The 26,265-nt window shown below is 72.6% G+C and carries 20 protein-coding genes and 1 pseudogene; 13 read left to right on the plus strand and 8 right to left on the minus strand.

The genetic code is table 11. The annotated features are described in order from the left end of the window. Nucleotides 1-503 precede the first annotated feature (503 nt). Nucleotides 504-923, plus strand: a complete 420-nt coding sequence (gene panD, locus ACFYR0_RS07850) for an aspartate 1-decarboxylase (protein WP_389323036.1) — start codon at nucleotides 504-506, stop codon at nucleotides 921-923. Nucleotides 924-1,567: 644 nt separating this feature from the next. Here panD and gndA read toward each other — a convergent pair. After that, nucleotides 1,568-3,007 carry an NADP-dependent phosphogluconate dehydrogenase gene (gene gndA, locus ACFYR0_RS07855; protein WP_389323038.1) on the minus strand — a complete coding sequence of 480 codons (1,440 nt, stop codon included), beginning with the start codon at nucleotides 3,005-3,007 and terminating at the stop codon, nucleotides 1,568-1,570. A gap of 370 nt (nucleotides 3,008-3,377) precedes the next feature. Here gndA and ACFYR0_RS07860 point away from each other — a divergent pair, with 370 nt between their 5' ends. Beyond that, complete coding sequence (locus ACFYR0_RS07860; RefSeq protein WP_389323040.1) at nucleotides 3,378-4,565, plus strand: transglycosylase family protein; 1,188 nt, start codon at nucleotides 3,378-3,380, stop codon at nucleotides 4,563-4,565. On the opposite strand, the gene ACFYR0_RS07865 is transcribed toward ACFYR0_RS07860, so the two are convergent. Further along, entirely contained in the window at nucleotides 4,555-5,745 is a 1,191-nt protein-coding gene (locus ACFYR0_RS07865) for a DMT family transporter (protein ID WP_389323042.1), read from the minus strand. The genes ACFYR0_RS07860 and ACFYR0_RS07865 overlap by 11 nt on opposite strands. Before the next feature lie 222 nt (nucleotides 5,746-5,967). On the opposite strand from ACFYR0_RS07865, the gene ACFYR0_RS07870 reads away from it, so the two are divergent. The 5 genes from ACFYR0_RS07870 (at nucleotide 5,968) to ACFYR0_RS07890 (ending at nucleotide 12,486) form a co-directional block, all read left to right on the plus strand. Next, nucleotides 5,968-6,726 carry a (2Fe-2S)-binding protein gene (locus ACFYR0_RS07870; RefSeq protein ID WP_389323044.1) on the plus strand — a complete coding sequence of 253 codons (759 nt, stop codon included), beginning with the start codon at nucleotides 5,968-5,970 and terminating at the stop codon, nucleotides 6,724-6,726. Nucleotides 6,727-6,762: 36 nt separating this feature from the next. Then, nucleotides 6,763-7,914: a glycogen synthase gene (glgA, locus tag ACFYR0_RS07875; protein WP_389323046.1), complete on the plus strand. Its 1,152-nt coding sequence runs from the start codon at nucleotides 6,763-6,765 to the stop codon at nucleotides 7,912-7,914. A gap of 53 nt (nucleotides 7,915-7,967) precedes the next feature. After that, a complete protein-coding gene (gene glgC, locus ACFYR0_RS07880; protein WP_389323048.1) occupies nucleotides 7,968-9,188 on the plus strand; it encodes a glucose-1-phosphate adenylyltransferase in 1,221 nt (406 codons plus the stop codon). Nucleotides 9,189-9,546: 358 nt separating this feature from the next. Then, the gene (locus ACFYR0_RS07885; protein ID WP_389323050.1) at nucleotides 9,547-10,887 is read left to right on the plus strand and encodes a wax ester/triacylglycerol synthase family O-acyltransferase; all 1,341 of its coding nucleotides are present in this window, start codon (nucleotides 9,547-9,549) and stop codon (nucleotides 10,885-10,887) included. A 105-nt stretch (nucleotides 10,888-10,992) separates the two neighbouring features. Then, on the plus strand, nucleotides 10,993-12,486 hold the full coding sequence (locus ACFYR0_RS07890) for an SDR family NAD(P)-dependent oxidoreductase (RefSeq protein ID WP_389323052.1): 1,494 nt from the start codon (nucleotides 10,993-10,995) through the stop codon (nucleotides 12,484-12,486). A gap of 44 nt (nucleotides 12,487-12,530) precedes the next feature. On the opposite strand, the gene ACFYR0_RS07895 is transcribed toward ACFYR0_RS07890, so the two are convergent. Then, nucleotides 12,531-13,043 carry an HD domain-containing protein gene (locus ACFYR0_RS07895; protein WP_389323054.1) on the minus strand — a complete coding sequence of 171 codons (513 nt, stop codon included), beginning with the start codon at nucleotides 13,041-13,043 and terminating at the stop codon, nucleotides 12,531-12,533. Nucleotides 13,044-13,500: 457 nt separating this feature from the next. On the opposite strand from ACFYR0_RS07895, the gene ACFYR0_RS07900 reads away from it, so the two are divergent. Beyond that, the gene (locus tag ACFYR0_RS07900) at nucleotides 13,501-13,674 is read left to right on the plus strand and encodes a hypothetical protein (protein WP_386378135.1); all 174 of its coding nucleotides are present in this window, start codon (nucleotides 13,501-13,503) and stop codon (nucleotides 13,672-13,674) included. Nucleotides 13,675-13,815: 141 nt separating this feature from the next. On the opposite strand, the gene ACFYR0_RS07905 is transcribed toward ACFYR0_RS07900, so the two are convergent. Both ACFYR0_RS07905 and ACFYR0_RS07910 read right to left on the minus strand, forming a co-directional pair. Then, the gene (locus tag ACFYR0_RS07905) at nucleotides 13,816-14,223 is read right to left on the minus strand and encodes a DUF3224 domain-containing protein (protein ID WP_389323056.1); all 408 of its coding nucleotides are present in this window, start codon (nucleotides 14,221-14,223) and stop codon (nucleotides 13,816-13,818) included. 164 nt (nucleotides 14,224-14,387) lie between these two features. Continuing rightward, a pseudogene (locus ACFYR0_RS07910) lies at nucleotides 14,388-14,582 on the minus strand (amidase); the annotation flags it as partial. A gap of 252 nt (nucleotides 14,583-14,834) precedes the next feature. On the opposite strand from ACFYR0_RS07910, the gene ACFYR0_RS07915 reads away from it, so the two are divergent. Beyond that, the gene (locus ACFYR0_RS07915) at nucleotides 14,835-17,867 is read left to right on the plus strand and encodes an alpha-mannosidase (RefSeq protein WP_389323058.1); all 3,033 of its coding nucleotides are present in this window, start codon (nucleotides 14,835-14,837) and stop codon (nucleotides 17,865-17,867) included. Between the two features lie 60 nt (nucleotides 17,868-17,927). Here ACFYR0_RS07915 and ACFYR0_RS07920 read toward each other — a convergent pair whose 3' ends face one another. Further along, nucleotides 17,928-19,349: a lipase maturation factor family protein gene (locus ACFYR0_RS07920; protein WP_389323060.1), complete on the minus strand. Its 1,422-nt coding sequence runs from the start codon at nucleotides 19,347-19,349 to the stop codon at nucleotides 17,928-17,930. 154 nt (nucleotides 19,350-19,503) lie between these two features. Between ACFYR0_RS07920 and ACFYR0_RS07925 the strand changes: the two genes are divergently transcribed. From ACFYR0_RS07925 to ACFYR0_RS07940, 4 genes are all read left to right on the plus strand, one after another. After that, nucleotides 19,504-20,796: a DUF6777 domain-containing protein gene (locus ACFYR0_RS07925; protein WP_389323062.1), complete on the plus strand. Its 1,293-nt coding sequence runs from the start codon at nucleotides 19,504-19,506 to the stop codon at nucleotides 20,794-20,796. 77 nt (nucleotides 20,797-20,873) lie between these two features. Beyond that, complete coding sequence (locus ACFYR0_RS07930; RefSeq protein WP_389323064.1) at nucleotides 20,874-22,982, plus strand: SpoIIE family protein phosphatase; 2,109 nt, start codon at nucleotides 20,874-20,876, stop codon at nucleotides 22,980-22,982. Nucleotides 22,983-23,191: 209 nt separating this feature from the next. Further along, complete coding sequence (locus tag ACFYR0_RS07935; protein WP_389323066.1) at nucleotides 23,192-24,055, plus strand: Fpg/Nei family DNA glycosylase; 864 nt, start codon at nucleotides 23,192-23,194, stop codon at nucleotides 24,053-24,055. A gap of 81 nt (nucleotides 24,056-24,136) precedes the next feature. Beyond that, nucleotides 24,137-24,691 carry an isochorismatase family protein gene (locus ACFYR0_RS07940; RefSeq protein WP_389323068.1) on the plus strand — a complete coding sequence of 185 codons (555 nt, stop codon included), beginning with the start codon at nucleotides 24,137-24,139 and terminating at the stop codon, nucleotides 24,689-24,691. Between the two features lie 58 nt (nucleotides 24,692-24,749). Here ACFYR0_RS07940 and ACFYR0_RS07945 read toward each other — a convergent pair whose 3' ends face one another. Together ACFYR0_RS07945 and ACFYR0_RS07950 are read right to left on the minus strand one after the other, a co-directional pair. Then, nucleotides 24,750-25,400, minus strand: a complete 651-nt coding sequence (locus ACFYR0_RS07945) for a zf-HC2 domain-containing protein (RefSeq protein ID WP_389323070.1) — start codon at nucleotides 25,398-25,400, stop codon at nucleotides 24,750-24,752. A 242-nt stretch (nucleotides 25,401-25,642) separates the two neighbouring features. Beyond that, nucleotides 25,643-26,152, minus strand: a complete 510-nt coding sequence (locus ACFYR0_RS07950) for a hypothetical protein (RefSeq protein ID WP_389323072.1) — start codon at nucleotides 26,150-26,152, stop codon at nucleotides 25,643-25,645. Nucleotides 26,153-26,265: the final 113 nt, after the last annotated feature.

The raw sequence follows: 26,265 nt of genomic DNA on the forward strand, positions 1-26,265 counted from the left end.
CTTGGCGCTGATAGCGATGACCGGGGAGAGGGTTAAGCATTCGGTCGGCCCCGTCGTGGTAACCGAACGAGACGGCTCACTGGTCGCGAGAGCGTCGGGGGCTTCTCGGTCGTAGAACTGAAGACTGCGGAAATCTACTGGTACGACACGAAGGCCGTGCACCTGACACCGGCTGTGTGAGCTCCTCGCGGAGCTCTCGGGCTGCAGTGCGTGCTCCCGGACAGCGAGTCATCCTGTGACCCGCATGCACCTGATGTGGCGTCAGGTAAGTCAGCGTCTGGTCAGCATCAGTTCCCGAACACCCTGAAACGGCTGTCCGAATAGGCACCTGGTCGGTGGTGTCACAACAGCCTGGTTGGCGCGGAAGCCCAGGCAGGGAGCCTTATCCCCAATTAAGAAGCGATGTTCCTCACAATCATCGACTCCGACGCGTGCCCGTGTAGAGTGAAGACTGCCCTTGACCTGCAAAAAGCTGGCAGGGAGCCGTCATACAGGAGTCCAAAGTGCTGCGTACTCTGTTCAAGTCCAAGATCCACCGAGCCACCGTCACCCAGGCCGACCTGCACTACGTGGGCTCGGTGACCATCGACGCGGACCTGCTCGACGCCGCCGACCTGCTCCCCGGGGAGCTCGTCCACATCGTGGACGTCACCAACGGCGCCCGCCTCGAGACCTACGTCATCGAGGGCGAGCGCGGGTCCGGCGTGATCGGGATCAACGGTGCCGCCGCCCACCTGGTGCACCCGGGGGACCTGGTGATCATCATCAGCTACGCCCAGGTGACCGACGCCGAGGCACGCGCGCTGAAGCCGCGGGTCGTGCACGTGGACGCGGACAACCGCATCGTGGCACTGGGCTCGGACGCGGGCGAGCCGGTCCCGGGCTCCGACCAGCTGCGCAGCCCCCAGGCCGTCACGGCCTGACCGGGCGGCCGCCTCAGGTCAGGGGCGGCCCCGGCTCGGGGTCGGGCACCGGCTCCGGCCCCGGCGGGATCGGGGACGGATCCGGTTCAGGAACCGGCTGCGGCCCCGGCGGGATCGGGGACGGATCCGGTTCAGGAACCGGCTGCGGCCCCGGCGGGGGAGCGGGCACCGGCGGTACCGGCTCCGGATAAGGCTGCGGCCCGGGAGTCGGCCCAGGCGGAACAGGATCGGGTCGCGGCTCACTCATGACGCCCTCCGAGAACGAACAAGAACATTCCCCCACCCACTCTCCCGCCTACCCCACCCCCCACTTCCAAAGCCCCCGGAGCAACCCCCGCCCCAAAGGGAGGCGGGGAGCTGCGCGCCCGGCCACGAGGAACCCCGCCCCCGAAAACCGAAGACCCCCAGCCGCTCCACAGAGCAACCGGGGGCCGAACGCCCTACAGGGACGCGGGGAACTGCGCGCCCAGCCCCGACGAACCCGCACCGACCAGCAAAGACCCCCAGCCGCTCCACAGAGCAACCGGGGGCCGAACGCCCTGCAGGGGCGCGGGGAACTGCGCGACCAGCCCCGACGAACCCGCACCCGACAACGGAGCAACCGCACAACCGGCCAACAGCTCAGCCGTCAGCCGGACAACCCGTCAGCCGGACACCTCGGACCGATCCCCACCCCACAGCGTGTGGAACGCCCCCTCCCGATCCACCCGCCGATACGTGTGCGCCCCGAAGAAGTCCCGCTGCCCCTGCGTAAGCGCCGCAGGCAACCGCTCGGCGCGCAGCGCGTCGTAATACGCCAGCGCCGCGGAGAACCCCGGCGTCGGCACCCCCTGCCGCGTCGCCGTGACCAGCACCTCACGCCAGTCGTCCTGCGCTTCCGCGATCTCCCGGGCGAACGTCCCGTCGGACAGCAGGCTCGGCAGATCCGCCCGCGCGTCGTACGCGGCCCGGATGCGGTCCAGGAAGGCCGCCCGGATGATGCACCCGCCCCGCCAGATCGCGGACACCGCCCCGAGGTCGATGTCCCAGTCGTACTCCTCGCTGCCCCCGGCGATCTCGTGGAAGCCCTGGGTGTAGGACACGATCTTCGAGGCGTACAGCGCCTGCTCCACCCGGTCGGCGAACGCCGCGGCCTCCGCCTCGCCCAGCGGCGCCGCCGACGGACCGGCCAGGTCGCGCGAGGCGGCCCGCAGCGCGGCGTGACCGGACAGTGAGCGGGCGAAGACCGCCTCGGCGATGCCCGAGACGGGGACGCCGAGGTCCAGGGCGATCTGGACGGTCCAGCGGCCGGTGCCCTTCTGCTCGGCCTGGTCCACCACCACGTCCACGAACGGCTTCCCCGTCGCCGCGTCCACGTGCGACAGCACCTCGGCCGTGATCTCGATGAGGTACGAGTCCAGCCGCCCCGTGTTCCAGGTGCGGAAGATCTCGGCGATCCGCGCGGGCTCGTACCCGGCGACGTCGCGCAGCAGCTGGTAGGCCTCGCCGATCAGCTGCATGTCGGCGTACTCGATGCCGTTGTGCACCATCTTCACGAAGTGCCCGGCACCGTCGGGACCGACGTGGGTGACGCAGGGCGCCCCGTCGGCCGCCTTCGCGGAGATCTTCTCGAGCATGGGGCCGAGCGAGTCGTACGACTCCACGGGCCCGCCGGGCATGATGCTCGGCCCGTTCAGCGCGCCCTCCTCGCCGCCGGAGACGCCCATGCCGACGAAGTGGATGCCCTGCTCGCGCAGCTCGCGCTCGCGGCGGCGGGTGTCGGCGAAGTGGGCGTTGCCGCCGTCGATGATCATGTCGCCGGGCTCCAGGAGCGGGGCGAACTCCTCGATCACCGCGTCGGTCGGCCCGCCCGCCTTCACCATGACGACGAGGCGCCGGGGCCGCTCCAGGGCCGCCACGAACTCCTTGGCGGTCTCGGCCGCCACGAACTCGCCCTCGTGGCCGAACTCCTCGACCAGCGCGTGCGTGCGCGCGGCGGTCCGGTTGTGCACGGCGACCGTGTAGCCGTTGCGGGCGAAGTTGCGGGCGAGATTGCGGCCCATGACCGCGAGACCCGTGACGCCGATCTGGGCTGAAGTGCTCATTTCCGCCTGCTCCTAGAAGATCCGGTGGCTCTGGTGGTTCCTGGGCGATACGTGCCGGGCGTGACCGTCAGTATTGCCCACCGGGGCCGTCCTGACGTGCCGGTACACCGACTGCTTACGGGGTCCGTCAGGGCTCATTACGTACGGGGGCGGCCCGGTGGCTCACCGCCGTCGCCCCGAACCGAAGTCGCCCGTCACCCCGAACCGAAATCGCCATGACCCCGAACCGAAGTCGCCGTCACCGTGAACCGAAGTCAACGGGGAGTCGATCCCGGCCACTTGGGGTGACTGCGCGACCGATAGCCGTCTTGTCATGGCCTGTTACGCGCGCATACTTTTGGCCCTCCTGACGCTTGCTAGGGGGCACTTCATGGCCGTACGCGGCCGGCACCGCCGGTATCAGCCGAACAGGATCAACCGCGCCTCGCTCACCGTCACGGCGAGCGGTGCCGGAATGGCCCTCCCGCTGGTCGGCGCCGGTGCCGCCCAGGCGGCCGACCTGGACACCTGGGACAAGGTCGCCGCGTGCGAGTCGAGCGACGACTGGAACATCAACACCGGCAACGGCTACTTCGGCGGCCTCCAGTTCACCCAGTCCACCTGGGAGGCGTACGGCGGCACCAGATACGCGCCGCGCGCCGACCTGGCGACCAAGGACCAGCAGATCGCCGTCGCCGAGAAGGTGCTCGACGGGCAGGGGCCGGGCGCCTGGCCCGTCTGCTCCGAGCGCGCCGGGCTCACCCGTGGCGGCGACGGCCCCGACGTGCACACCCGGCAGGCGGCCCGCACCCAGCAGACCGCCAAGAGCTCCGTGCGCGATGTGCAGCCCCAGACCACGCCCCAGTCGCGGGCGGGCCGCGCCGAGACGTACACCGTCGTGCAGGGCGACACGCTGTCCCGCATCGCCGACGAGGAGGACGTGCGCGGCGGCTGGCGGGGCCTGTACGCGGCCAATCGCGCCACCATCGGCGCCGACCCCGATCTGATCCTGCCCGGCCAGCGGCTCAGCCTGGACGGCACCAAGACCCCCCGGCACACCGGGCGGGCGGCCCCGCCGGCGCCGGAGAAGAAGAAGCCCAGGGCGAAGGCGCCCTCCTCGGACCAGCAGCGCAAGCCGTCCCGGTCCACCGAGCGCGCCGAGAACCACGGCAGTGCCACCCGGGTGGCACCCGTCGACGCGGCCGCCGGAACGCCGTACCACAAGGCCGGTTCGTCCTGGTCGAAGGGCTATCACACCGGCGTCGACTTCCCCGTGCCCACCGGCACCTCGGTGAAGTCGATCGCCGCGGGCCGCGTGGTCAGCGCCGGCTGGGGCGGCTCCTTCGGCTACGAGGTGGTCGTACGCCACGACGACGGCCGCTACTCGCAGTACGCCCATCTGTCCGCGATCGGCGTGAAGTCCGGCCAGAGCGTCGGCGCGGGCCAGCGCCTCGGCCGCTCGGGCTCCACGGGCAACAGCACGGGCCCTCATCTGCACTTCGAGGTGCGGACGGGGCCCGGCTTCGGTTCGGACGTGGATCCGATCGCCTACCTGCGCGCCGGCGGCGTCAGGATTTGACACGCATACGGTGCCGGTCGAGGACCGGCAGCGGGACGTACGGCAGGGCGTAGGCCCGGACGAACGCGATGTCCTCGGCGCTCGGCCCGCGCTCGAACGCGGCCGCCGGGATCGGCGCCGGTACCAGGGCGGCCATGCCGAGCAGCGGGCTCAGCTCGTCGAGCACGTCCCGCCGCCGGGCCGCGGCGACCGGTTCCGGGTCCGCGGCCGGCGAGGGCACCAGCACCTCGGCGGTGACCGGCTCCGGCGTCGTCGCGGGCGACGGGACCACAGTCTTGGCCGTGACCGGATCCGACTCCCTGGGCGCCTCGGCCTCGGAGGCGGGCTCCGGGGCGGTGGCCATGGCCTCCTCGCGGGCGATGCGCTCGGTCGTCAGCAGGATCAGCCCGCCCGCGGCCACCACACCGCAGCCCAGCGCGAGCACGGTTCCGGTGGTGCCGTAGCGGAAGGTCTCGCCGAACATCGTGATGCCCACCGCGGCCGCGACCACCGGGTTCACCACGGTCAGCGTGGCCAGCGGAGCCGCGAGGCCCGCGCCCCGGTAGGACGCCTGCGACAGCAGCAGACCCGCCGTGGCCAGCACCGCGATCGCGGCCAGCGACGGCACGTCCGACAGCGCCACGCCGCCGGTCCAGTCGACCGCCACCGTCTTGGTGAACACCGAGGACATGCCGAAGGCGATACCCGAGGCCGTGGCCAGCAGCATCGCGCGCACCGCCAGATGCCGGTGCGCGGCCCGGCCGGCCACCATCAGCGTGGCGACCACACCGCCGGTGACGACGAAGGCGCCGACGCGCTCGGGGCCGCTCAGCGAGTGCGAACCGGAGGCACCGACCAACGACAGCAGACCCGCCAGACCCACGGTCGCCATGATCGCGCCCCGCCAGGCCGTCGCCCCGGCCTTGCGGCCGACGAACAGGGCGGCCATCGGCAGCGCGAACACGATGGTCAGGGCACCGAGCGGCTGGACCAGACTCAGCGGTCCGAACGCCAGCGCGACCACATGCAGCAGACCACCCAGGCTGTTCAGCGCGATGGCCGCCCACCAGACGGGCCTGCGCACCGGCGCGAACTGCTCGCCCGGGGAGGTCTCCGCCACGCGCTCCTGCACGATCGCACCGCCCGCGTACGCGACGGCGGACACGAACGACAGGAGCACGGACAACGCGAGGGCGCTCATGAGCTGCTCCTCTGCGTGAGGCGGGTCCTTGCGGCCCGGCGCGGCGAACGATCGGCTTCCATGGACAACACCATGCCCCCTCCCGCTGTTCCCGTCGTCGTCCCTGAGACCTCAATGGCTCCTACTACCGATGGAGTACGCAGGGGCCCTCGTCCTCCCTCAGGCGGGTGACACCGTGTGGAGACCCTGAAGTCATCACCCCTAGGGGGCTTGGTACTACTGATGTTCGTGGACCTCGACCCCCGTCTCGCCGCTCTGCGCGACCTCGGCCCCTTCTTCGCCGTGCGCACACTCCTAGGCTCGGCCGGAGACCGGCCCCACCCCCCTGCGACACTCGCGCAGGCCTATGGATTCGTAACATCGGACGTTTACCCGAATCCACTGACTTTCCGTGTCCGCAGGACCGCCGCCGCGCTGCGCGCCCCCGAGCCGCGCGTCGCCGCCTCGATCGCCCACCTCGGGCTCGCCGCCAGACTGTGGTCGATCGCCCTCGGCTGCGCCGTCGTCCACGGGCGGCTCCCCGACCTCGACCCGAGTCTGCTCCACTGGGACCCCGAAGGCAGCGCCCCGGACGACCTGTGGCTCACCGAGGTACGGCCGGGGCACGCCGCCGACGCCCCCGGCCTCGCCGAGGCCGTGCTCCTCGGCCATCTCGAACCCCTCGCCGCCGCCCTGCGCTCCGGGTACCGGCTCGCGCCCGGCCTGCTGCGCGGCAACGCCGCCTCCGCCCTCGTCGGGACCGCCCGGCAGCTGGTCCGCCAGGCGGGCGCGACCGCGGGACCGGAGGCCGTCGCCAGGACCCGCTCCCTCACCGCCGAGCTGCTCGCGCACCCCCTGCTCACCGGCGCCGGCACCCTCACGGGCACGGGCTTCCGGCGGCGCAGCTGCTGCCTGTACTACCGGGTGCCCGGCGGCGGCCTGTGCGGCGACTGCTGCTTCACCCGCCCGCCGCGCTCTTCCCCGCGCGACACATCTGGGTGACCATGAGGAGCCTGGTGCGAAGAACAGGGGGATCCGGTGCGTGTGGGACTGCTGACACGAGAGTTTCCCCCCGACGTCTACGGCGGCGCCGGCGTCCATGTCGAGTTCCTCGCCCGGGAGTTGCGCTCCCTGGTCGACCTCGACGTGCACTGCTGGGGCGAGGGCCGCGCCGACGGCGTCGTACGCCACCGCCCCTGGCCGGCCCTCGACGGCGCCAACGACGCGCTGCGCACCTTCTCCGTGGACCTGGCCATGGCCGCAGCCCTGGAGGACCGCCAGCTCGTCCACTCCCACACGTGGTACGCCAACCTCGCCGGTCACCTCGCCAAGACGCTGTACGGCATCCCGCACGTGCTCACCGCCCACTCCCTGGAACCGCTGCGCCCCTGGAAGGCCGAGCAACTCGGCGGCGGATACGCCCTGTCGGGCTGGGCCGAGCGCACCGCGGTGGAGTCCGCCGACGCCGTGATCGCCGTGTCCGGTGCCATGCGCCAGGACATCCTCGACTGCTACCCCGCCCTGGACCCCGGCCGTGTCCACGTCGTGCACAACGGCATCGACACCGGGCTGTACGGGCCCGACCCCGGCACCGACGTCCTGAAGCGCGTCGGACTCGACCCGGACCGCCCCTTCGTGCTGTTCGTCGGGCGCATCACCCGTCAGAAGGGCGTGCCCCATCTGCTGCGCGCCGTACGGGACATCGACCCCGCCGCGCAGGTCGTGCTGTGCGCGGGCGCACCCGACACCCCGGAGATCGACCGGGAGTTCCGCGAGCTCTACCAGGACCTGAGCGCCGTGCGGGACGGCGTGCACTGGATCCCGAGGATGCTGCCGCGCCCCGAGGTCATCCAACTCCTCACGCACGCGGCCGTGTTCGTGTGCCCGTCGGTGTACGAACCGCTCGGGATCGTCAACCTGGAGGCGATGGCGTGCGGTACGCCGGTCGTGGCCTCGCGGGTCGGCGGGATCCCCGAGGTCGTCGAGGACGGCGTGAGCGGGCGGCTGGTCACGGTGGACGACGACTTCGAGGCCGGACTGACCCGCGCACTGGACGCGGTGCTACGTGACCCCGCTGCCGCCCGGCGGATGGGCGAGGCCGGACGGGCGCGCGCGGTGGAGGAGTTCGGCTGGGACGCCGTCGCCCGGCGCACCGCCGCGCTCTACGCGCAGGTCCTCGAACAGGCTTAGCCACCCTTGCTCAGGGGCAGGCAGAAGAGGCAACCGGAGTGAGGGGAGCGGCGATGCGTCGTGGTGGGCCTTCGGTACTGGGGATCGTCCTGGCGGGCGGCGAGGGCAAGCGCCTGATGCCGCTGACCGCCGACCGCGCCAAACCGGCGGTCACCTTCGGCGGCACCTACCGCCTGGTCGACTTCGTCCTGTCCAACCTCGTCAACGCCGACATCCTGCGCATCTGCGTGCTCACGCAGTACAAGTCGCACTCGCTGGACCGGCACATCACCACCACCTGGCGGATGTCCAGCCTGCTCGGCAACTACATCACGCCCGTCCCCGCGCAGCAGCGCCTCGGTCCGCGCTGGTACCTGGGCAGCGCGGACGCCATCCTCCAGTCGCTGAACCTGGTCCACGACGAACAGCCCGAGTACGTCGCCGTGTTCGGCGCCGACCACGTGTACCGGATGGACCCGCGGCAGATGCTGGCCCGGCACATCGAGGCCGGGGCCGGGGTCACCGTGGCCGGGATCAGAGTCCCGCGCACGGAGGCCCCGGCCTTCGGGGTGATCACGCCCGGCTCCGACGGCCGCAGCATCGAGCGCTTCCTGGAGAAGCCGGCCGACCCGCCCGGACTGCCCGACGCCCCCGACTCGGTCTTCGCCTCGATGGGCAACTACATCTTCACCACCAAGGCCCTCATCGAGGCGCTCCAGCGGGACGCCGAGGACCAGCGCTCCGTGCACGACATGGGCGGCTCGATCCTGCCCCAGCTCACCCACCGCGGCGAGGCCCAGCTCTACGACTTCGGCGACAACCACGTCCCCGGCGAGACCAGCCGCGACCAGGGCTACTGGCGGGACGTGGGCACCCTGGACGCCTACTACGACTCCCACATGGACCTGATCGCCGAACGCCCGGCCTTCAACCTGTACAACCGCGGCTGGCCCATCTACACCCACTCCAACCAGCTCTCGCCCGCCCGGTTCAACGCGGGCGGCATCGCGGGCGAGTCGATCATCAGCGCGGGCTGCCTCATCCGGGGCCAGGTCACCCGGTCGGTCCTGTCGCCGGGTGTCGTGGTCGACCCCGGCGCGGTGGTGCAGGGCTCGGTGCTGCACGACAACGTGCACATCGGGCGCGGGGCGGTGGTGCGGGGCGCGGTGCTGGACAAGAACGTGGAGGTCCCGCCGGGCGCCACGATCGGCGTCAACCCGGAGCGGGACACCCAGCTCTACACCGTCTCCCGCAACGGGGTGATCGCCCTGGGCAAGGGACAGCGGGTGCCGTGAGCCCCTCGGGGCGGGTCTCTCGATGCCGGGGTGTCGGGGTGGCCGCGCCCACGTGAGCGTCTCGCCGTGGCGCCGTGACACGGGGGCTTCGTGGCGCCTCGGCACGCGTGCGGGCCGTGCGGGGGCCCGATGCCGCGCGCTCCGGCCGGCCGTCCGTCCGGACGCGAGGTCACCGCCCCGACCGTCCGTCCGGCCGCACACGCCGTCACCGACCGTCCGGCCGCACACGCCGTGACCATCGGGCCTTTGCGGCGTTACTTAATCATCTGTTAACTGTGCGTAACTTGATCGTACTTGACCGTAATCACCCACTCGGGTTTGACTGCTGACTCACCCGTCGACGACGCGAGGCAAGCCCTTGACTTCAGATCCGCTCGCCCCCCTCGACCTGGCCTTCTGGAACATCGAGTCCCCCGAGCACCCCATGCACCTCGGCGCGCTCGGTGTCTTCTCCGCCCCCTCGCCCACCGCGGCCGCGCACGCCGCCGACCTGCTGGCCGCCCGCGCCGCCGCGGTGCCCGGCCTGCGGATGCGCATCCGGGACGCGTGGCGGCCCTCCCGCCTGCTGCGTCCTCTCTCCTTCGGGGGCGCCGCCCGTGAGCCGTACCGCGGCTTCGACCCCCTCGACCACGTGGCCCTGCACGCCCCGGCCGCCGACTTCCAGGCCGTCGCCGGGCGGCTGATGCAGCGCCCGCTGGACCGGGCCCGGCCGCCGTGGGAGGCGCATGTGCTGCCGGGGGAGGACGGCGCGTCCTTCGCCGTGCTCTTCAAGTTCCACCACGCCCTCGCCGACGGCCTGCGCGCGCTGATGCTCGCCGCCGCCGTGATGGACCCGGTGGACGTCCCGGTGGCCCGGCCCCGGCGCCCCGAGGAGCCCCGCTCCGGCCTGCTGCCGGACGTGCGCCGGCTGCCCGGGGCGGTCCGCGGGGCCCTGTCGGACGTGGGCCGCGCGCTCGACATCGGCGCGTCGGTCGCCGTGTCCGGCCTCGGCGTGCGCTCGACCGCCGCGCTGACCGCCGAGCCGTCCGGCACCCGCCGTACCGCCGGAGCGGTCCTCGACCTCGACGACATCCACCGGGTCCGCAAGCGCGTCGGCGGCACCGTCAACGACGTGCTGATCGCCGTCGTCGCGGGCGCCCTGCGCCGCTGGCTCGACGAACGCGGCGACGGCTGCGAGGGACTCGCCCCGCGCGCCCTGATCCCCGTCTCCAAGCGCCGCCCGCGCACTGCCCACCCACAGGGCAACCGGCTCTCCGGCTACCTGATACGGCTCCCCGTCGGCCAGCCCGACCCGCTCGCCCGCCTGGAGACCGTCCGTACGGCGATGGACCGCAACAAGGACGCCGGACCCAACCGCGGCGCGGGCGCTGTCGCCCTGCTCGCCGACCACGTCCCGGCGCTCGGCCACCGGCTCGGCGGACCGCTCGCCGCGCAGGCGGCCCGGCTCTGGTTCGACATCCTCGTCACCAGCGTGCCGCTGCCCAGCCTCGGCCTGCGCCTGGGCGGGCACCCGCTCACCGCCGTCTACCCGTACGCCCCCCTCGCCCGCGGGCAGTCGCTGGCCGTGGCCGTCTCCACGTACCGCGGCAGCGTGCACTACGGGCTCGTCGCCGACGCCGAGGCCGTCCCCGATCTGGACCGGCTCGCCGCCGCTCTGGCCGCGGAGGTGGAGACGCTCATCACCGCCTGCGACGGTTGACCTCGGCGGATTTTGCCGGTCCGGCCCGGCGCTCCGTAGAATTCCCCGTTCGACAGCGGGTGCTACCGGAGCGCCGCGACGAGGGAATCAGGAAGCGCAGCGGCGATGACGGTGACAGAGGACGGTCCGGCGACCACGGACGAGGTCGTGTACGGGCCCGGCATCGACCCCGAACGGCTCGCCGTGTGCCTCAGCGTGCTCCAGGAACTGGACGGGCTGGACGTCGACCACCCCGACGCGATCCAGGTGCGCCGGGCCACGTCGCACATCTACCGCACGGTCAAGCAGCGCCGCAAGCAGGAGCGCCGGGCCGCCAAGACCGCCCACGACAGGGCGGTCACCGAGGCGACCGCGACCGGCTCCGCCCAGCGCATCGACGACGAGACCGAGGGCATCCTCCCGTCGTCGAGCACCGAGGAGGGCAGGATCGCGGGCATACTCCAGCGCCCGCGCTCCTGCTACACCTGCAAGTCCCGGTACGTCGAGGTCGACTACTTCTACCACCAGCTCTGTCCGGACTGCGCCCGCGTCAACCGCGCCAAGCGCGACGCCGGCACCGACCTCTCCGGCAAGCGCGCCCTGCTCACCGGCGGCCGCGCCAAGATCGGCATGTACATCGCGCTGCGGCTGCTGCGCGACGGCGCCCACACCACGATCACCACGCGGTTCCCCAAGGACGCCATCCGCCGCTTCAAGGCCATGGACGACTCCGCGGACTGGATCCACCGCCTGGACGTCGTCGGCATCGACCTGCGCGACCCCGCCCAGGCCGTGGCGCTCGCCGAACAGGTCGCCGAGCAGGGTCCGCTCGACATCCTGATCAACAACGCGACCCAGACCGTACGCCGGCTGCCGTCCGCCTACGCCGCGCTGGTCGAGGGCGAGAGCGCTCCGCTGCCCGCCGGTGAGCTGCCCGCCCACCAGGTCATCGGCGCCTTCAACTCCGGCGCGGTCGACGGCCTCGCCGCGCTGCCCCTCGGCGTCAGCGGCCTCGAGGCGCAGAAGGTCGCGGACCTGGCGCTGGTCGCGGGCAACGCCAGCATCGAGCGCCACCTCGCGGGCACGGCCATCGACGCGGGTGGCCTGGTGCCGGACGTCGTCGAGAGCAACACCTGGGTGCAGAGCATCGACCAGATCTCCCCGGTCGAGCTGCTGGAGACCCAGCTGTGCAACTACACGGCCCCGTTCATCCTGATCAGCGCGCTGCGCCCGGCGATGGCCGAGGCCGCGCGCAGGGCCGCCAGCAAGCGCGCCTACGTCGTGAACGTCTCGGCGATGGAGGGTGTGTTCAACCGCGGCTACAAGGGCGCGGGCCACCCGAACACCAACGCCGCCAAGGCCGCCATGAACATGGTGACGCGGACCAGCGCGGAGGAGATGTTCACCTCCGACGGCATCCTCATGACCTCCGTCGACACCGGCTGGATCACCGACGAGCGCCCGCACTTCGACAAGCTGCGGCTGGCCGAGGAAGGTTTCCACGCACCCCTCGACCTGGTCGACGGCGCGGCCCGGGTCTACGACCCGATCGTGCGCGGCGAGTCCGGCGACGACGTCTACGGCGTCTTCCTGAAGGACTACCTGCCCGGCAAGTGGTGAGGCGTCCGGACTGAGGCCCGCCGCCGGCGGATGGCGCGGGCCGGTCAGTCGACCGCGCCCAGCCGGGAGGGGCGCGCCGCGAGCAGCTCCAGCAGGGTGCGCCAGTCCTCCAGCACGCCCGCGTCCAGGCCCGGCACCCGCGCCGCGTCGTCCGCCTGCCGCAGGGCCAGCGCCTCCTCGGCGAGCGGGTCGCGGGCGAAGGCGGCGGCCTCCGCCTCGGACATCGCGGCCCGGCCGGGCGCCGCTTCGAGGACGCCGAGACAGCGCCCCGCGGGCGTGTGCAGCCGCACCAGCCGGGACACCCGCTCGCCCAGCAGCGGCCGTACGGCGTCGGCGGCCAGCTCGGCGTGACCGGTGACATCACCCGGTCGCAGTACACGGCCGAGCTCGTGCACGAGTCCGGCGACCTGGAGCTCCTTGTCGGCGGGACTGCCGCGGCGCAGCAGGGCCGCGGTCTGCAGGGAGTGCTCGTGCAGGTCGACCGGATGGCCGGAGGCGCGGACACCCCGGCAGGCGCTCAGCAGGTCCATCAGCTCGTCGACGCCGCGCAGCTCCATGGGTCCGTCCTCCCGCGAGACAGCCGTAGCGGTACGCCAGCAGATCATGACGAGCTTTCTGCCGGGCCAACGGGATCTGAACGACCTCACAGTGCCGGAATTCCGTTCGAGCCCTGCGCTGAACAGGTGGCGGCAAACGGGTTGATCTTGTAGGAAATAGGTGCAGAACGCTTGCGCTCCGAGCGTGACCGACCTCGGATAGTTACCTCAAGTTTTCAGCCCGATCGAGCGCACCCCTGCTCATTTGGTTATCCTGATGCGCGACGGACAGCAGTACGGGTCCTACCCACACCCACGGTCCGTCCCGGGACGAGCCGGTCTACCACGGCCCGCTCCCGCACCAGGAAGGGCGCCACCGCGACCGAGGTTTTCCAGCCAGACCCGAGCGGGCGTCAGGTGCCGGAGCGCAGACTGACCGGAATCGCCCGAGGGTGACCCGACACATAAGGAGTGCGCGGTGACACCGGAGAAGACGAATCGCGATCAACGCCCCAAGGAACGCAAGGACCGCGCCGGCCGTCGGCCCGGCGAGATCGGCAGCCTCGACGTGTGGGCCCGGTCGGCCCCGATCCGCCTCGCGGGCTACGAGGACGACCTCGCCGAGCCCCATATCCTGCCCAGCGTGGACTGAGCGGGAGTCCTTGGAGCATGGGCGTGCGGGACCCACGCCCATGCGGTGACGATCCGCCGCCCTCCGCGATCACCGCCGACGCCGCCCCACGAGGGCGAGGCCGCATCCGACCGCCGCGCTCGCGGCCTTCCCGGCCGTCGCTCACCCGGCCCGTTCGTACTCGAACCAGATCCGGTGCGTGCCGTCCTCGTCGACCACGATGCCTCCCGTCCCGGTGATCCCGGCGAGCGCGCCGGTGCCGCTGCCGGGTACGACGATGAAGTACGCGCTGTCCGTGCCCCGGCCCGTGGTCGTCATGGTGTGGGCGAAGTTGAAGGTGCCGGACACGCCGTGCAGGGCCCCGTCGAAGGACTCCATGGCCACATAGGTGCCGCTGCCCGTGCTCTCCCCGTACGCCGAGGTGAACAGCGTGACCGAGCGGCCGGTGATCTCGCCCTCGTACCGCTTCTCCATCGTGGCGAAGCCCACGGGGACCCCGGTCTCGATCCCCGGCTGCGGGACGGGCGCGGGAGTGAACTCGGCCACCTTGAACGTTCCTGATGCTCGCATGCACCGGATCGTAGGGGACCCCACCGACAACGCCCTCGGCCTGCGACGACACCGGGCTGACGAAGCCCTCCTGGGCCCTACTCGAGCGGCGCCGTCCGCCGCCAGGGATGCGGCTCCTCCAACTGCCCCGCGACATCCAGCAGGTCCGCCTCCGGCCCCGGACGCGCCACCGGCACCCCCGCCAGCGGCAGTTCGCCCAGGTCGTCCCGCGTTCCGACCTCGTCCGCCTCGGCGAGCGCCGCCCCGGCCCGGACCACGCGGAAGGCCCCGATCCGCCCGTCCAGCCGCTCGATCCGCGCCAGATGCTCCGCCACCACTTCCCGCGCTGTCACCCGCTTCTCCCGTACGGCGGCGGCCATGTCGACGGCGGTCCGGCCCGCCCGGCTGGTCGCGGCGGCTCCTCAGGACGGGGCTACTGGCGAGTACGCAGGGAGAACCCCGCCTCCGCGCGGGTCGTACGTCGAGAGTCCGGAGCCCGGTTCGCACGCCACCGGGCAGCAGGGACGTACGGCACGGTTCGAACCGCGCGCGGCGGGGGAGCTGTACATCTCGTCGGCCCCCGTGACCGTGACCCACGCCCGTCAGCAGCGAGACGACCCACGGAGCACCTCATGCACGACGACCGCACTCTCGTCGAGGCCCGGCTGCGGCGTGTCCTCGACGAGCGCGTCCGACCCGCCGTGTACCCCGAGTCCGTGCCGCTGGAGGTGGCCGTCTGGCACGCCCCGGACGAGCCGGTCACGGTGGCCGAGGGGCTGGCGGCCGAACCCGGGCCGATCGGGGTGGGAGCCCGGTGGGGCGCCCCCTGGGGCACCAGCTGGTTCCGGGTCACCGGGACCGTGCCGAGGGGGTGGGCCGGGCGGACCGTCGAGGCGCTCCTGGACCTCGGCTTCGACGAGAACATGCCCGGCTTCCAGTGCGAGGGCCTCGTCTACCGCCCCGACGGCACCCCCGTGAAGGGCCTCAACCCGCGCAACCAGTGGGTGCGGATCGGCGCGCCCGTCGCCGGCGGCGAGGAGGTGCGGCTGCACATCGAGGCCGCCTCCAACCCCGTCGTACTCGGCTACCCCCCTTTCAGACCCACTCGGTTGGGCGACAAGGAGACGGCGGGCAGCGAGCCGCAGTACACGCTGACCCGGATGGACCTCGCCGTGTTCGACCGGTCGGTGTGGGAGCTGGTGCTCGATCTGGAGGTGCTGGGCGAGCTGATGGCCGAGCTGCCCGTGGACGCGCCGCGCCGCTGGGAGATCCTGCGGGCCGTGGAACAGGCGCTGGACGCGATCGACCTCCAGGACGTCAACGGCACCGCGGAACACGCCCGTTCACTGCTGCGCCCCGCGCTCGCCGTGCCCGCCGTGCCCTCCGCGCACCGCATCAGCGCCGTCGGTCACGCGCACATCGACTCGGCCTGGCTGTGGCCGCTGCGCGAGACGGTCCGCAAGGTGGCCCGGACCACGGCGAACATGACGGCCCTGCTGGAGGACGAGCCGGACTTCGTGTTCGCCATGTCGCAGGCCCAGCAGTGGGCGTGGGTGAAGGAGCACCGGCCGGAGGTGTGGGCGCGGGTGCGCAAGGCGGTGGAGGACGGGCGGTTCGTGCCGGCCGGCGGGATGTGGGTGGAGTCGGACACCAACATGCCGGGGTCGGAGGCGATGGCCCGTCAGTTCGTGCACGGGAAGCGGTTCTTCCTCGACGAGTTCGGCATCGAGAACGACGAGGCCTGGCTGCCCGACACCTTCGGCTTCGCCGCCGGTCTGCCGCAGATCATCAGGGCGGCCGGCTCCAGACGGCTGCTGACGCAGAAGATCTCCTGGTCGCGGACCAACAGATTCCCGCACCACACCTTCTGGTGGGAGGGCATCGACGGCACCCGGATCTTCACCCACTTCCCGCCCGTCGACACCTACAACTGCTCGATGCGCGGCGGCGAACTCGCCCACGCGGTGAGCAACTTCAGGGACAAGGGCGCCGCCCGCCGCTCCCTCGCCCCCACCGGCTGGGGAGACGGGGGCGGCGGCACCACCCGGGAGATGGTCGCCAAGGCGGCCCGGCTGCGGAACCTGGAGGGCTCGGCGACCGTCGAGTGGGAGACCCCGGCGGCGTTCTTCACCAAGGCCGAGGCCGAGTACCCCGACCCGCCCGTCTGGGTCGGCGAGCTCTACCTCGAACTCCACCGCGCCACCCGCACCAGCCAGGCGCGGACCAAACAGGGCAACCGGCGCAGCGAACACCTCCTGCGCGAGGCCGAACTGTGGGCGGCGACGGCCGCCGTGCGCACCGCATCGCCCTATCCCTACGAGAAGTTGGACCGGATCTGGAAGACGGTTCTGCTCCACCAGTTCCACGACATCCTGCCCGGCTCATCCATCGCCTGGGTGCACCGCGAGGCCCGCCTGACCTACGCCCGTGTGGCGGAGGAACTGAACGGCATCGTCGACGCGGCCCAGCGGGCCTTGGCCGGGGAAGGCGGCCGCGAACTCGTCTTCAACCCGACCCCGCACAGCCGGGACGGCGTCCCCGCGGGCGGAGCCGGCACTCCCGACGAGCCCCGGCCCGCGACCCGCGCACCCCGCCCCGGGGGCGGCTTCGTGCTCGACAACGGGCTGCTCCGGGTCGAGATCGACGCCGCGGGGCTGGTCGTCTCCGCGTACGACGTCGAGGCCGACCGGGAGACCGTCGCGCCGGGCCGGGCGGCGAACCTGCTCCAACTGCACCCGGACTTCCCGAACATGTGGGACGCCTGGGACGTCGACCGGTTCTACCGCAACACGGTCACCGACCTCACCGACGCCGACGAGGTCACGGCCGTCGGCGACGGCGCCCGTGTACGGGTCGTGCGCACCTTCGGCGCCTCCCGCGTCACCCAGCACCTCACCCTGGCACCGGGCGAACGACGGCTCGTGCTCGACACCGAGGTCGACTGGCACGAGACGGAGAAGTTCCTGAAACTCGCGTTCCCCCTGGACGTGCACGCCGAACGGTACGCGTCGGAGACCCAGTTCGGGCATGTGTACCGGCCCACCCACACCAACACCAGTTGGGAGGTGGCCAAGTTCGAGGCCTGCAACCACCGGTTCGTGCATGTGGCGGAGCCCGGCTGGGGCGTCGCCGTCGTCAACGACTCCACCTACGGCCACGACGTGACCCGGACGGTCCGCACCGACGGCGACCTCGGTACGACCACCACGGTCCGGGCCTCGCTGCTGCGCGCGCCCCGCTTCCCGGACCCCGAGACCGACCAGGGCGTGCACCGGTTCCGGCACGCCCTGCTGCCGGGCGCGGGGATCGGTGACGCCGTCCGCGAGGGCTGGCGGCTGAACCTGCCGGAACGCCGGCTCACCGGCGCGGACGAGGTCGCGCCCCTGGTGGCCGTCGACCAGGACGCGGTCGTGGTCACGGCGGTGAAGCTGGCCGACGACGGCAGCGGTGACGTGGTGGTCCGCTTCCACGAGGCCCACGGAGGCCGCTGCCGCGCCGTGCTGACCCCCGGCTTCGGCGTGGCGGGGGTGCAGGCCACGGACCTGCTGGAACGGCCCCTGCCCGAGGCAGCCGGGCCACGGCTCGACGGCGGCCGGATCGTCGTACGTCTGCGGCCGTTCGAGCTGATGACCCTGCGGCTGAGGCGGGCCGCCGGTGAGGTGTGACCGCCGGGCCGGTCCCGCGGAGCCGCATGCCAGGCCCCTCAGCCTCTGCGGACGGGCTGCTCAGCCCCGGCGCACCGGCCCCTCCAGCCGCGTCGGCGGCAGGTACTCCCGCACATACGTCCGCTCCCAGCACGCCCCCGTCTCCCGCAGCTCCCGCCACGTCGTGTACCGGTACCGGAAGAGACGGGCCCGCACGAACCTCGGCGGTGTGCCGGGCGGGAACGGTGAGCGGCGCAGCAGCCTCAGGGTCGCCCGGTCGTCCTCCAGCAGGCGTTCGACCAGCGCCCCGAACCAGGCACCGGCGTAGCCGGGGGACAGCCCCGCGAACCACATCAGCCAGTCGAGGCGCAGATGGTAGGGCGCGAACTGCCGCGGCCAGCGCCGGGGATCACCCGGCTTGCCCTTGAACTCGTACTCCCGCCAGTCGGACTCGGCGCGCGGGCTGTCGTCCAGGGTGCCCTCGATCACCACCTCGTAGCGGATCTGGTTGACGCTGCCGAACGCGCCGTAGGTGTTGACCAGGTGCAACGGGTCGAATGAGCGGTTCATGACCTGGCGCCGGGAGACCATGTTCAGCACCGGGTGGTAGCTGAGGAACACGATCAGCGCGGCGACGGCGAGCACGGTCACCTCGTACCAGAGCGGGGCGTCCGGCACGGACGGCGGGTCGGCCGGGAACCGCACCGCCGACAGGGCCAGCACGATGGTGATCCAGTTCAGCCAGGCGAAGTTGCCGGACAGCACCAGCCACAACTGGGTCACGATCATCAGCGCGGCGGCGGCCGACGCGACCGGCTGCGGGGTGAACAGCATCACGGGGACGCCGAGTTGCACGACATGGTTGGCGGCGACCTCGACGCGGTGCAGCGGACGCGGCAGACGATGGAAGAACCAGCTCAGCGGGCCCGGCATCGGCTGGGTCTCGTGGTGGTAGTCCAGGCACGTCAGCTTTCGCCAGCAGGCGTCCCCGCGCATCTTGATCAGACCCGCCCCGAACTCCACCCGGAACAGGATCCAGCGCAGCAGGAACAGCACCACGACCGGCGGGGCCACCTCGTCGTTGCCGAGGAACACGGCGAGGAAGCCGACCTCCAGCAGCAGGGACTCCCAGCCGAACGCGTACCAGGTCTGGCCGACGTTGACGACCGACAGGTACAGCACCCACGGCACCAGCCACAGCAGCATCCCGCCCCACAGCGGCAGCCAGGAGTCCAGCCCGGCGAGCAGCGCCACGGACACCGCGCAGCCCGCCCACGCCCAGACCGCGAAGAAGCGGTCCGAGTAGTGGAGTTGGAACACGCTGGGCGCGTCGCGGAACCGCACCCGGGCGACGAAACGGGGGACGGGCAGCATGCCGCGCTCGCCCATCAGCGCCCGGAACTGCAGGGCCGCCGTCAGGAACGCCATCAGATACACCGCGGCCAGGGCCCGCTGGAAGACCAGCCGGCTCAGCCAGTAGCCGGACTCGGTGAACCAGTCCACGGCCGTAGCTCCTCTCCTCCGGCGGGCCCGGATCTCCTCCGCTCCGGCAGGCCCGGACCGGTCACAGCGCGTGTCCGCATGCTCCGCTTGCGTAACCCAAGTGAGTGAAGCAAACAATGGTGAGGTATTGCCCGAAACGAGGCGGGAGAACGTGGTGCCCTCACCCATCCGAACCCTCGTCACCGCGTGCGCGCTCCTGGCGGCGCTGGTCGTCGCCGGCTGTGCCGGCGCTGACACCGAGCCGGGCGAGGCGGGCGGCGAGGTCTTCCTCCAGCCGGCCGCGGCCCATGGCCCCGACCCGTTCACGGCCTCCACGGCCGGCCCGACGGCGAAGCCCGCGCCCGCCACCCCGACGCCACGCGGCTCCGAACCCCTCGCCCGGCCACGCCTCGTCTCCGGAGCCACGCCCGGTCTGTACGGCGGCACCGAGGGGGTCGGCAGCTGTGACGTGGGGCGCCAGATCGGCCACCTCACCGCGGACCCGGCCAAGGCGCGTGCCTTCGCCGAGGTCGAGGGCATCGGCGCACAGGCCGTCCCCGGCTATCTGCGCGGCCTGACCCCGGTGCAGCTGCGCGCCGACACCCGGGTCACCAACCACGGCTGGCGCGACGGCCGTACGACGGTCTACCAGTCGGTCCTCCAGGCCGGCACCGCCGTCCTCGTCGACACGAGGGGAGTGCCCCGGGTGCGCTGCGCCTGCGGCAACCCCCTGCTGCCGCCGTCCGGGGCGGGCGGGCCCGAGTCGACCGCCGGCACGGCCTGGTCCGGCTACCGCCCGGCCGAGGTGGTCGTGGTGACCCCGGCGCCGAAGGTGATCACCCACATCACCATCGTCGACGTCGTCAACGACACCTGGATCGAGCGGCGGTGCGGCCGCGACGCCCGCCACGACCGTCCGGTGGCCCCGCCCGCCTGGGTGACCCGGCCCCCGTCCCCGAGCGGGTCGGACAGCCCGAGCGCGAGTCCGAGTGGCCCCGGCACCGGCACCGGCACCCCGGGCGAGGACACCTCGCCCCCCGGCCGGCCCGACCCGGACCGGTCCCGCCCGGACCCGTCGAGCCCGAGCGCTCCCCGAGAGGACCTGCGGGACGGGAACAGCACGTCCCCCGACGCCTCGGAGCCCGGCGCCTCGGAGCCCGGCGAGTCCCCGGCCGACTGCCTCGTGACGCCGACCGTGACGGTCACCCCGGGCGCCACCCCCTCGGCCGCGCCGCCCACCGCGACCGCCACCGCCTGCCCGACGGCCACGGTGACCGCGACGCCCCCCGGCGCCCGTCCGCCGAGCGAGCCCGGCACCGGTACGTCGCCCGGCGGCGGTGTCGGACCGCAGACCGTCCCGGACTCCCCCGACCTGCCCGACGGCGGCGGCCTGATCCCCGAGGACCCGGCCGCGCCCCGGGCCACCGGGATCGTCTTCGGCAGCCCCCTCGGCTTCCTCGGCGGGTGAGAAGGCCACCCGTGGCGGGGTCGCCCGGCCGGCAGGCCCCGCTCGTGGAATCGGACGAATCCTGGCAAGGTGGGCCCATGGCTGATCGGGGAGCGGGCACGATGTCACTCCCGGACGACTGGCCCGACCACGCGAACGCGATCCTCGCGCTCAACCGCATGGGCAGCTTCGACTGGGACCTGGACGCGGGCCTGATGGTGATGGACGCCCAGGCACACGCGATCTTCGACATCCTCCCCGAGGAGTACGACGACCGCCCCGAGACCCTCGCCGTCCGCGTGCCGCCCAACGAGGCCCGCAGGCTGGACGCCACCGTCTCGCAGGCCCTCAAGGACGGCAGCGAGAACTACGGCGCCTACTTCCGCATCCGCCGCCGCGACGGCACCCAGCAGTGGACCCACACCCAGGGCTACATCCGGCGCGACGAGACCGGCCGGCCCCGCCGGATCATCGGTGTCGTCCGTGACGCCACCCAGGAACTCGCCGACATCGCGACCCGCCGTGAACGGCTCGAGCAGGACACGGCACTGCGCGAACAGACCAATGTCGTCCAGCTGACCACGGCCGCCCTCGCCCACGCCCGCACCGTCCAGGACGTCATCGACGTCCTCAAGGACACCCACGGGCTCACCCACCTCGGCGCCACCAGCCTGGTGATGGGCCTGGTCGAGGCGGGCCGCGTCCGGCTGATCGCCGAGGGACCCGCGGGCAGTTTCGTCGCCGGCACCGACGTCACCGGCATCGACGAGCCGTACCCGATGAACGAGGTCGTACGGACCCTCAGCCCCCGCTTCATCGAGTCCCCCGAGGAGTTCGCGGCCGGCTATCCGATCCTGTGGCCGCACATCACCGACCTGAGGATCACCTCGGCCGCCTATCTGCCGCTGATCGTGCAGGCCCGCCCGATCGGCGCGATGGGCCTGCTCTACAACGACCGCCGCGGCTTCACCGCCGAGGAACGCAACATCCTCGTCGCGCTCGGCAGCAGCATCGCCCAGAGCCTGCAACGGGCCATGTTCTACGAGCAGGAGAAGGACATCGCCCAGGGCCTCCAGCAGGCCATGCTGCCGCGCACGATCCCCAGCGTGCGCGGCGCCGACGTCGCCGTCCGCTACCGCGCCGCCGCCATCGGCGGCTCCCAGGGCCGGGACATCGGCGGCGACTGGTACGACCTCATCCCGCTGCCCGGCGGCCGCGTCGGCGCCGTCATCGGGGACGTCCAGGGCCACGACACGCACGCCGCCGCCGTCATGGGCCAGCTCCGGATCGTGCTGCGCGCCTACGCCGCCGAGGGCCACACCCCGGCCACGGTGATGGCCCGAGCCTCCGTCTTCCTGCACGAGCTCGACACCGACCGCTTCGCCACCTGCCTCTACGCCGAGGCCGACCTGGCCACCGGAGTGGTCCAGGTGGTGCGCGCCGGTCACATCGACCCGCTGCTGCGCCACGCGGACCGCTCCTGCCGCAGGATCCCCGTCCCGGGCGGGCTGCCGCTCGGGCTGTCGGCGGAGTTCGGCAGCCTGGAGTACCCGGTCTCCACCGTCGAGCTCGACCCCGGGCACACCCTGCTGCTGTGCACCGACGGCCTGGTCGAGATGCCGGGCTCCGACCTGGACGACGGCATGCGCACCCTCACGGCGCTCATCGCCTCGGGCCCCGAGGACGTGCGCCGCCTCGCCGACATGCTCATCGACCTCGCCGAGGAGCGCGGCGGCGACGACGACGTGGCCCTGCTCCTGCTGCACCGGCGCGGCCTGGACGCGCCCGTGGGCGGCGGGCGGCTCCAGCAGCATGTGGCCCCCGGTGACCCGGAGGCCCTGCACGAGGCCCGGCACATGGTCCGTGCCGCCGTGCACACCTGGGGTGCCCGGGACCGTGCCGACGAGATCGAACTCATCGCCGACGAACTGATCACCAACGCCCTGATGCACACCGAGGGCGCCGCGATCGTCACCCTGCGGGCCCTGGCCGGCGGCCGGCGGCTGCGGGTCGAGGTCGAGGACTCCTCCAGCGCCCTGCCGCGCCGCCGTGAGGCGGGGGAGTCCGGGGTCTCCGGCCGCGGTCTGCTCCTGGTCGACCTGCTCACCGACGACTGGGGCGTGGAGGCCCGCGGCGGCGGCAAGTGCGTGTGGTGCGAGTTCGACGTGCCGGAGAGCGACCGGCGGCGGCCGAACCGACGGAGGTGAGCGCCGCGCCGGGGACCGCACCCGGATGTCCGCCCGGGCGCGCGGACCCGAGCGCCGGGCGGGGGCGTCGTTGTTCGCCAGGCCGTGGGACCTGAGGGCGGGGCGGGGCGTCGTTGTTCGCCAGGCCGTGGGGACCTGAGGGCGGGGCGGCGCCCTCCGGCCGGCCGTGCGGATCTGAGCGTTCCGCTCCCTGATGGCACCCTGGACCTATGCCGGAACTCCCCGAGGTCGAAGCGCTGAAGGACTTCCTCACCGAGCATCTGACCGGTCATGAGATCGTCCGCGCGCTGCCCGTCGCGATCAGCGTCCTGAAGACGTACGACCCTCCCCTCTCGGCCCTCGAGGGCCGCACGGTCACCGGCGTCGGACGGCGCGGCAAGTTCCTGGCCCTGGCCACCGACGGCGGACCGCACCTGGTCACCCACCTCGCCCGCGCGGGCTGGCTCCAGTGGAAGGACCGCCTCCCGGACGGCATGCCCAAGCCCGGCAGGGGTCCGCTCGCCCTGCGCGTCGCCCTGGAGACGGGCGCGGGCTTCGACCTGACGGAGGCCGGCACCCAGAAGCGCCTCGCGGTGTACGTCGTCCAGGACCCCGGGGAGGTCCCCGGCATCGCCCGGCTCGGCCCCGACCCCCTCGCCGACGGCTTCGACGAGGCCGCGTTCGCCGCGCTGCTGAAGGACGAGCACCGCCAGCTCAAGGGCGCCCTGCGCGACCAGAGCCTGATCGTCGGCGTGGGCAACGCCTACAGCGACGAGATCCTGCACGCGGCGAGGATGTCCCCCTTCAGACTGGCCGCCAAGCTGACCCCGGACGAGACCCGGACCCTCTACACGGCCCTGCGCGAAACCCTGACCGAGGCGGTCGAGCGGTCCCGGGGCCTGGCCGCGGGGCGGCTGAAGGCCGAGAAGAAGAGCGGACTGCGCGTCCACGGCCGCACCGGCGAGGCCTGTCCGGTCTGCGGCGACACCGTCCGCGAGGTCTCCTTCAGCGACTCTTCCCTCCAGTACTGCCCCACCTGCCAGACCGGCGGCAAACCGCTCGCGGACCGCCGGATGTCCCGGCTGCTGAAGTGACCCGGGCCGGCGTGTCAGTGGGGTGTCCTGGCCTGGCCCGTACGTGATCCGCGACCGCAGGCACCGCACCGGGAGGCCCCAGTGAGCACTCTGCCCGACCGTCCGCACACCGCCGTGCTCGTCATCGACTTCCAGAAGGACGTGGTGGCGTCGGCGCACGACCGCGAGGCAGTCACCGCCAACATCGCCGCCCTGGTCGACCGCGCCAGGGCCGAGGACGTGCCGGTGGTGTGGGTGCAGCACTCGGACGAGCATCTGATACGGGACAGCGAGGGTTGGGAGTACGTGCCGGAGCTGGTGCGGCGCGACGGCGAGCCCGTCGTGCACAAGCACTTCGGCGACTCCTTCGAGGACACCGATCTGGAGGAGGTCCTCGCCGATCGCGGGATCGGCCGGATCCTCGTCACCGGCGCGCAGACCGACGCCTGCATCCGCTCCACCGTCCACGGCGCCTTCACCCGCGGCTACGACGTCTTGCTGGTCGGCGACGCCCACACCACCGAGGACCTCAGCGAGTACGGCGCCCCGTCCCCGGAGCTGGTGATCGCGCACACCAACCTCTACTGGAACGAGCAGAAGGCCCCCGGCCGCAGCGCGGGCACCGTGGCGACGAAGGACGTCGCCTTCAGGGACTGAGCCTCCCCGGGTGCTCCGGGCCGGCCCCGGCGTCAAGTGCCTCCGCGGGACCCGCACGTCACTGCACGGGGATCGTGACCAGCCGCTCCCCGGTCGTCGTGCGGACCTCGTAGCGGGCTATCTCGTCCGGGTGCAGGGCGGCGCCGCCCTCCGTGGAGGTCGGGCGGGCGTCGCGGGCGGAGGCGGTCCAGGTGGTGATCGTCTCCTCGGAGCCGTCGTGCCCGACGGCGACGAGCCGGCACACTCTCGGACCGGCCGCGTCCTTGACCTCCAGCGACACCTCGCTGCCCCACGGTTCGGCCACGGCCGTGACCTGCGCCCACACGCCCGAGCGCTCGTCGGTCGCCTCGACCCGCAGGGGGTCGGCGCCGCGCTCGGCCGTCAGCGCGATCGCCGGCCCGGCCACCGCCAGCACCACCGCTGCGGCCACGGCGTAGAGCGAGCGCCTGCGCCGGGCCCGGGTGCGCGCGGCGACCTCGCCGAGCAGCCGGTCCAGGAGCCGGGGCCCGGGTGCCGCCATGGGGTGCACGGCCCTCGGGGTCGCGGTGCGGTAGAGCATCAGCTGCCGTGTGACGGGACCGAATTCGGTCACATGCGCGCTGCACCGCGGGCACTCCATGAGGTGGTCCTCGAAGCGGAAGGACTCCGCCTCGTCCAGCACGCCGAGCGCGTAGGCGGCGACGTCGCGATGCCGTTCCTGGGACCTCATGCCGAATCCTCGTGCCTTTGAGTGCGGGTGGGGTTACTCCTTGCTCCCATCCGTACGCACCGCACCGCCGAATCACTCAAGCCACGCGCGAATCGGCGCCAGGGGATTCGGAGCCCTCGGGCCCCCGGATTGGTCCCGTCCCGAAAAAGGTCGCGATCGGTTCGGGATCAGGCCCGTCGACGACCCCCGCGGGGGCGCGAAACCCTGTCCCCACGGGGCTGTACGGGCCTGCCGGACGGGCTTCAGAAGAGGCTGATCGCGAGATGCCCGAGGGGAAGTCCCAGCTGCCAGGCCGGAGTCCAGACCTTCGGGCTGTCGTCCTCGCCGAGGCCCCCGCCGGGCACGGCGTTGAGGTCCGGGGCGAGCAGCTCGGTCTCCTCCAGCCAGCGCCAGGCCGCCGCTGCCAGTTCCAGATCGGGCGCGGGGACCACGGCCGCCTGCGCCTCCTCGGCGAGCTCGGCCATCCGCGCGCGCACCCAGTCCTGCCAGGGCTGGTCGTAGGCCGTCAGCGACAGCCAGGTCTCCAGCTGGGTGACCACCCGGATCCCGGACAGCTCCCCCTCGGTGTCGGAGAGGAAGACGGTGAGCGCCAGCGCGTCGCGGCCGGCCCGGAACTCGAAGGACGTCGGCGGCATCAGGTCTCCCGACCGCAGCAGCTCGTCGGCGATGTACTCGGCGTACAACCAGGCCATGGGGACGGTCAGTTCCCCGCCGCCGTTGCCGTCGGTGCTCTGATGACCTCTGTGCTGCATCCCTTCCTGCCTTCCTCCGGTGCGTGCGCGTCGCCCGACCCCGGACCCCGTACTGAAGGGCCCATCCGGAACACGGATGAGGACAGCCGATTACTCAACCGGGGTCCCGGGCA

The sequence above is a fragment of the Streptomyces sp. NPDC005017 genome (assembly GCF_042873115.1).
Taxonomy (GTDB): Bacteria; Actinomycetota; Actinomycetes; order Streptomycetales; family Streptomycetaceae; genus Streptomyces.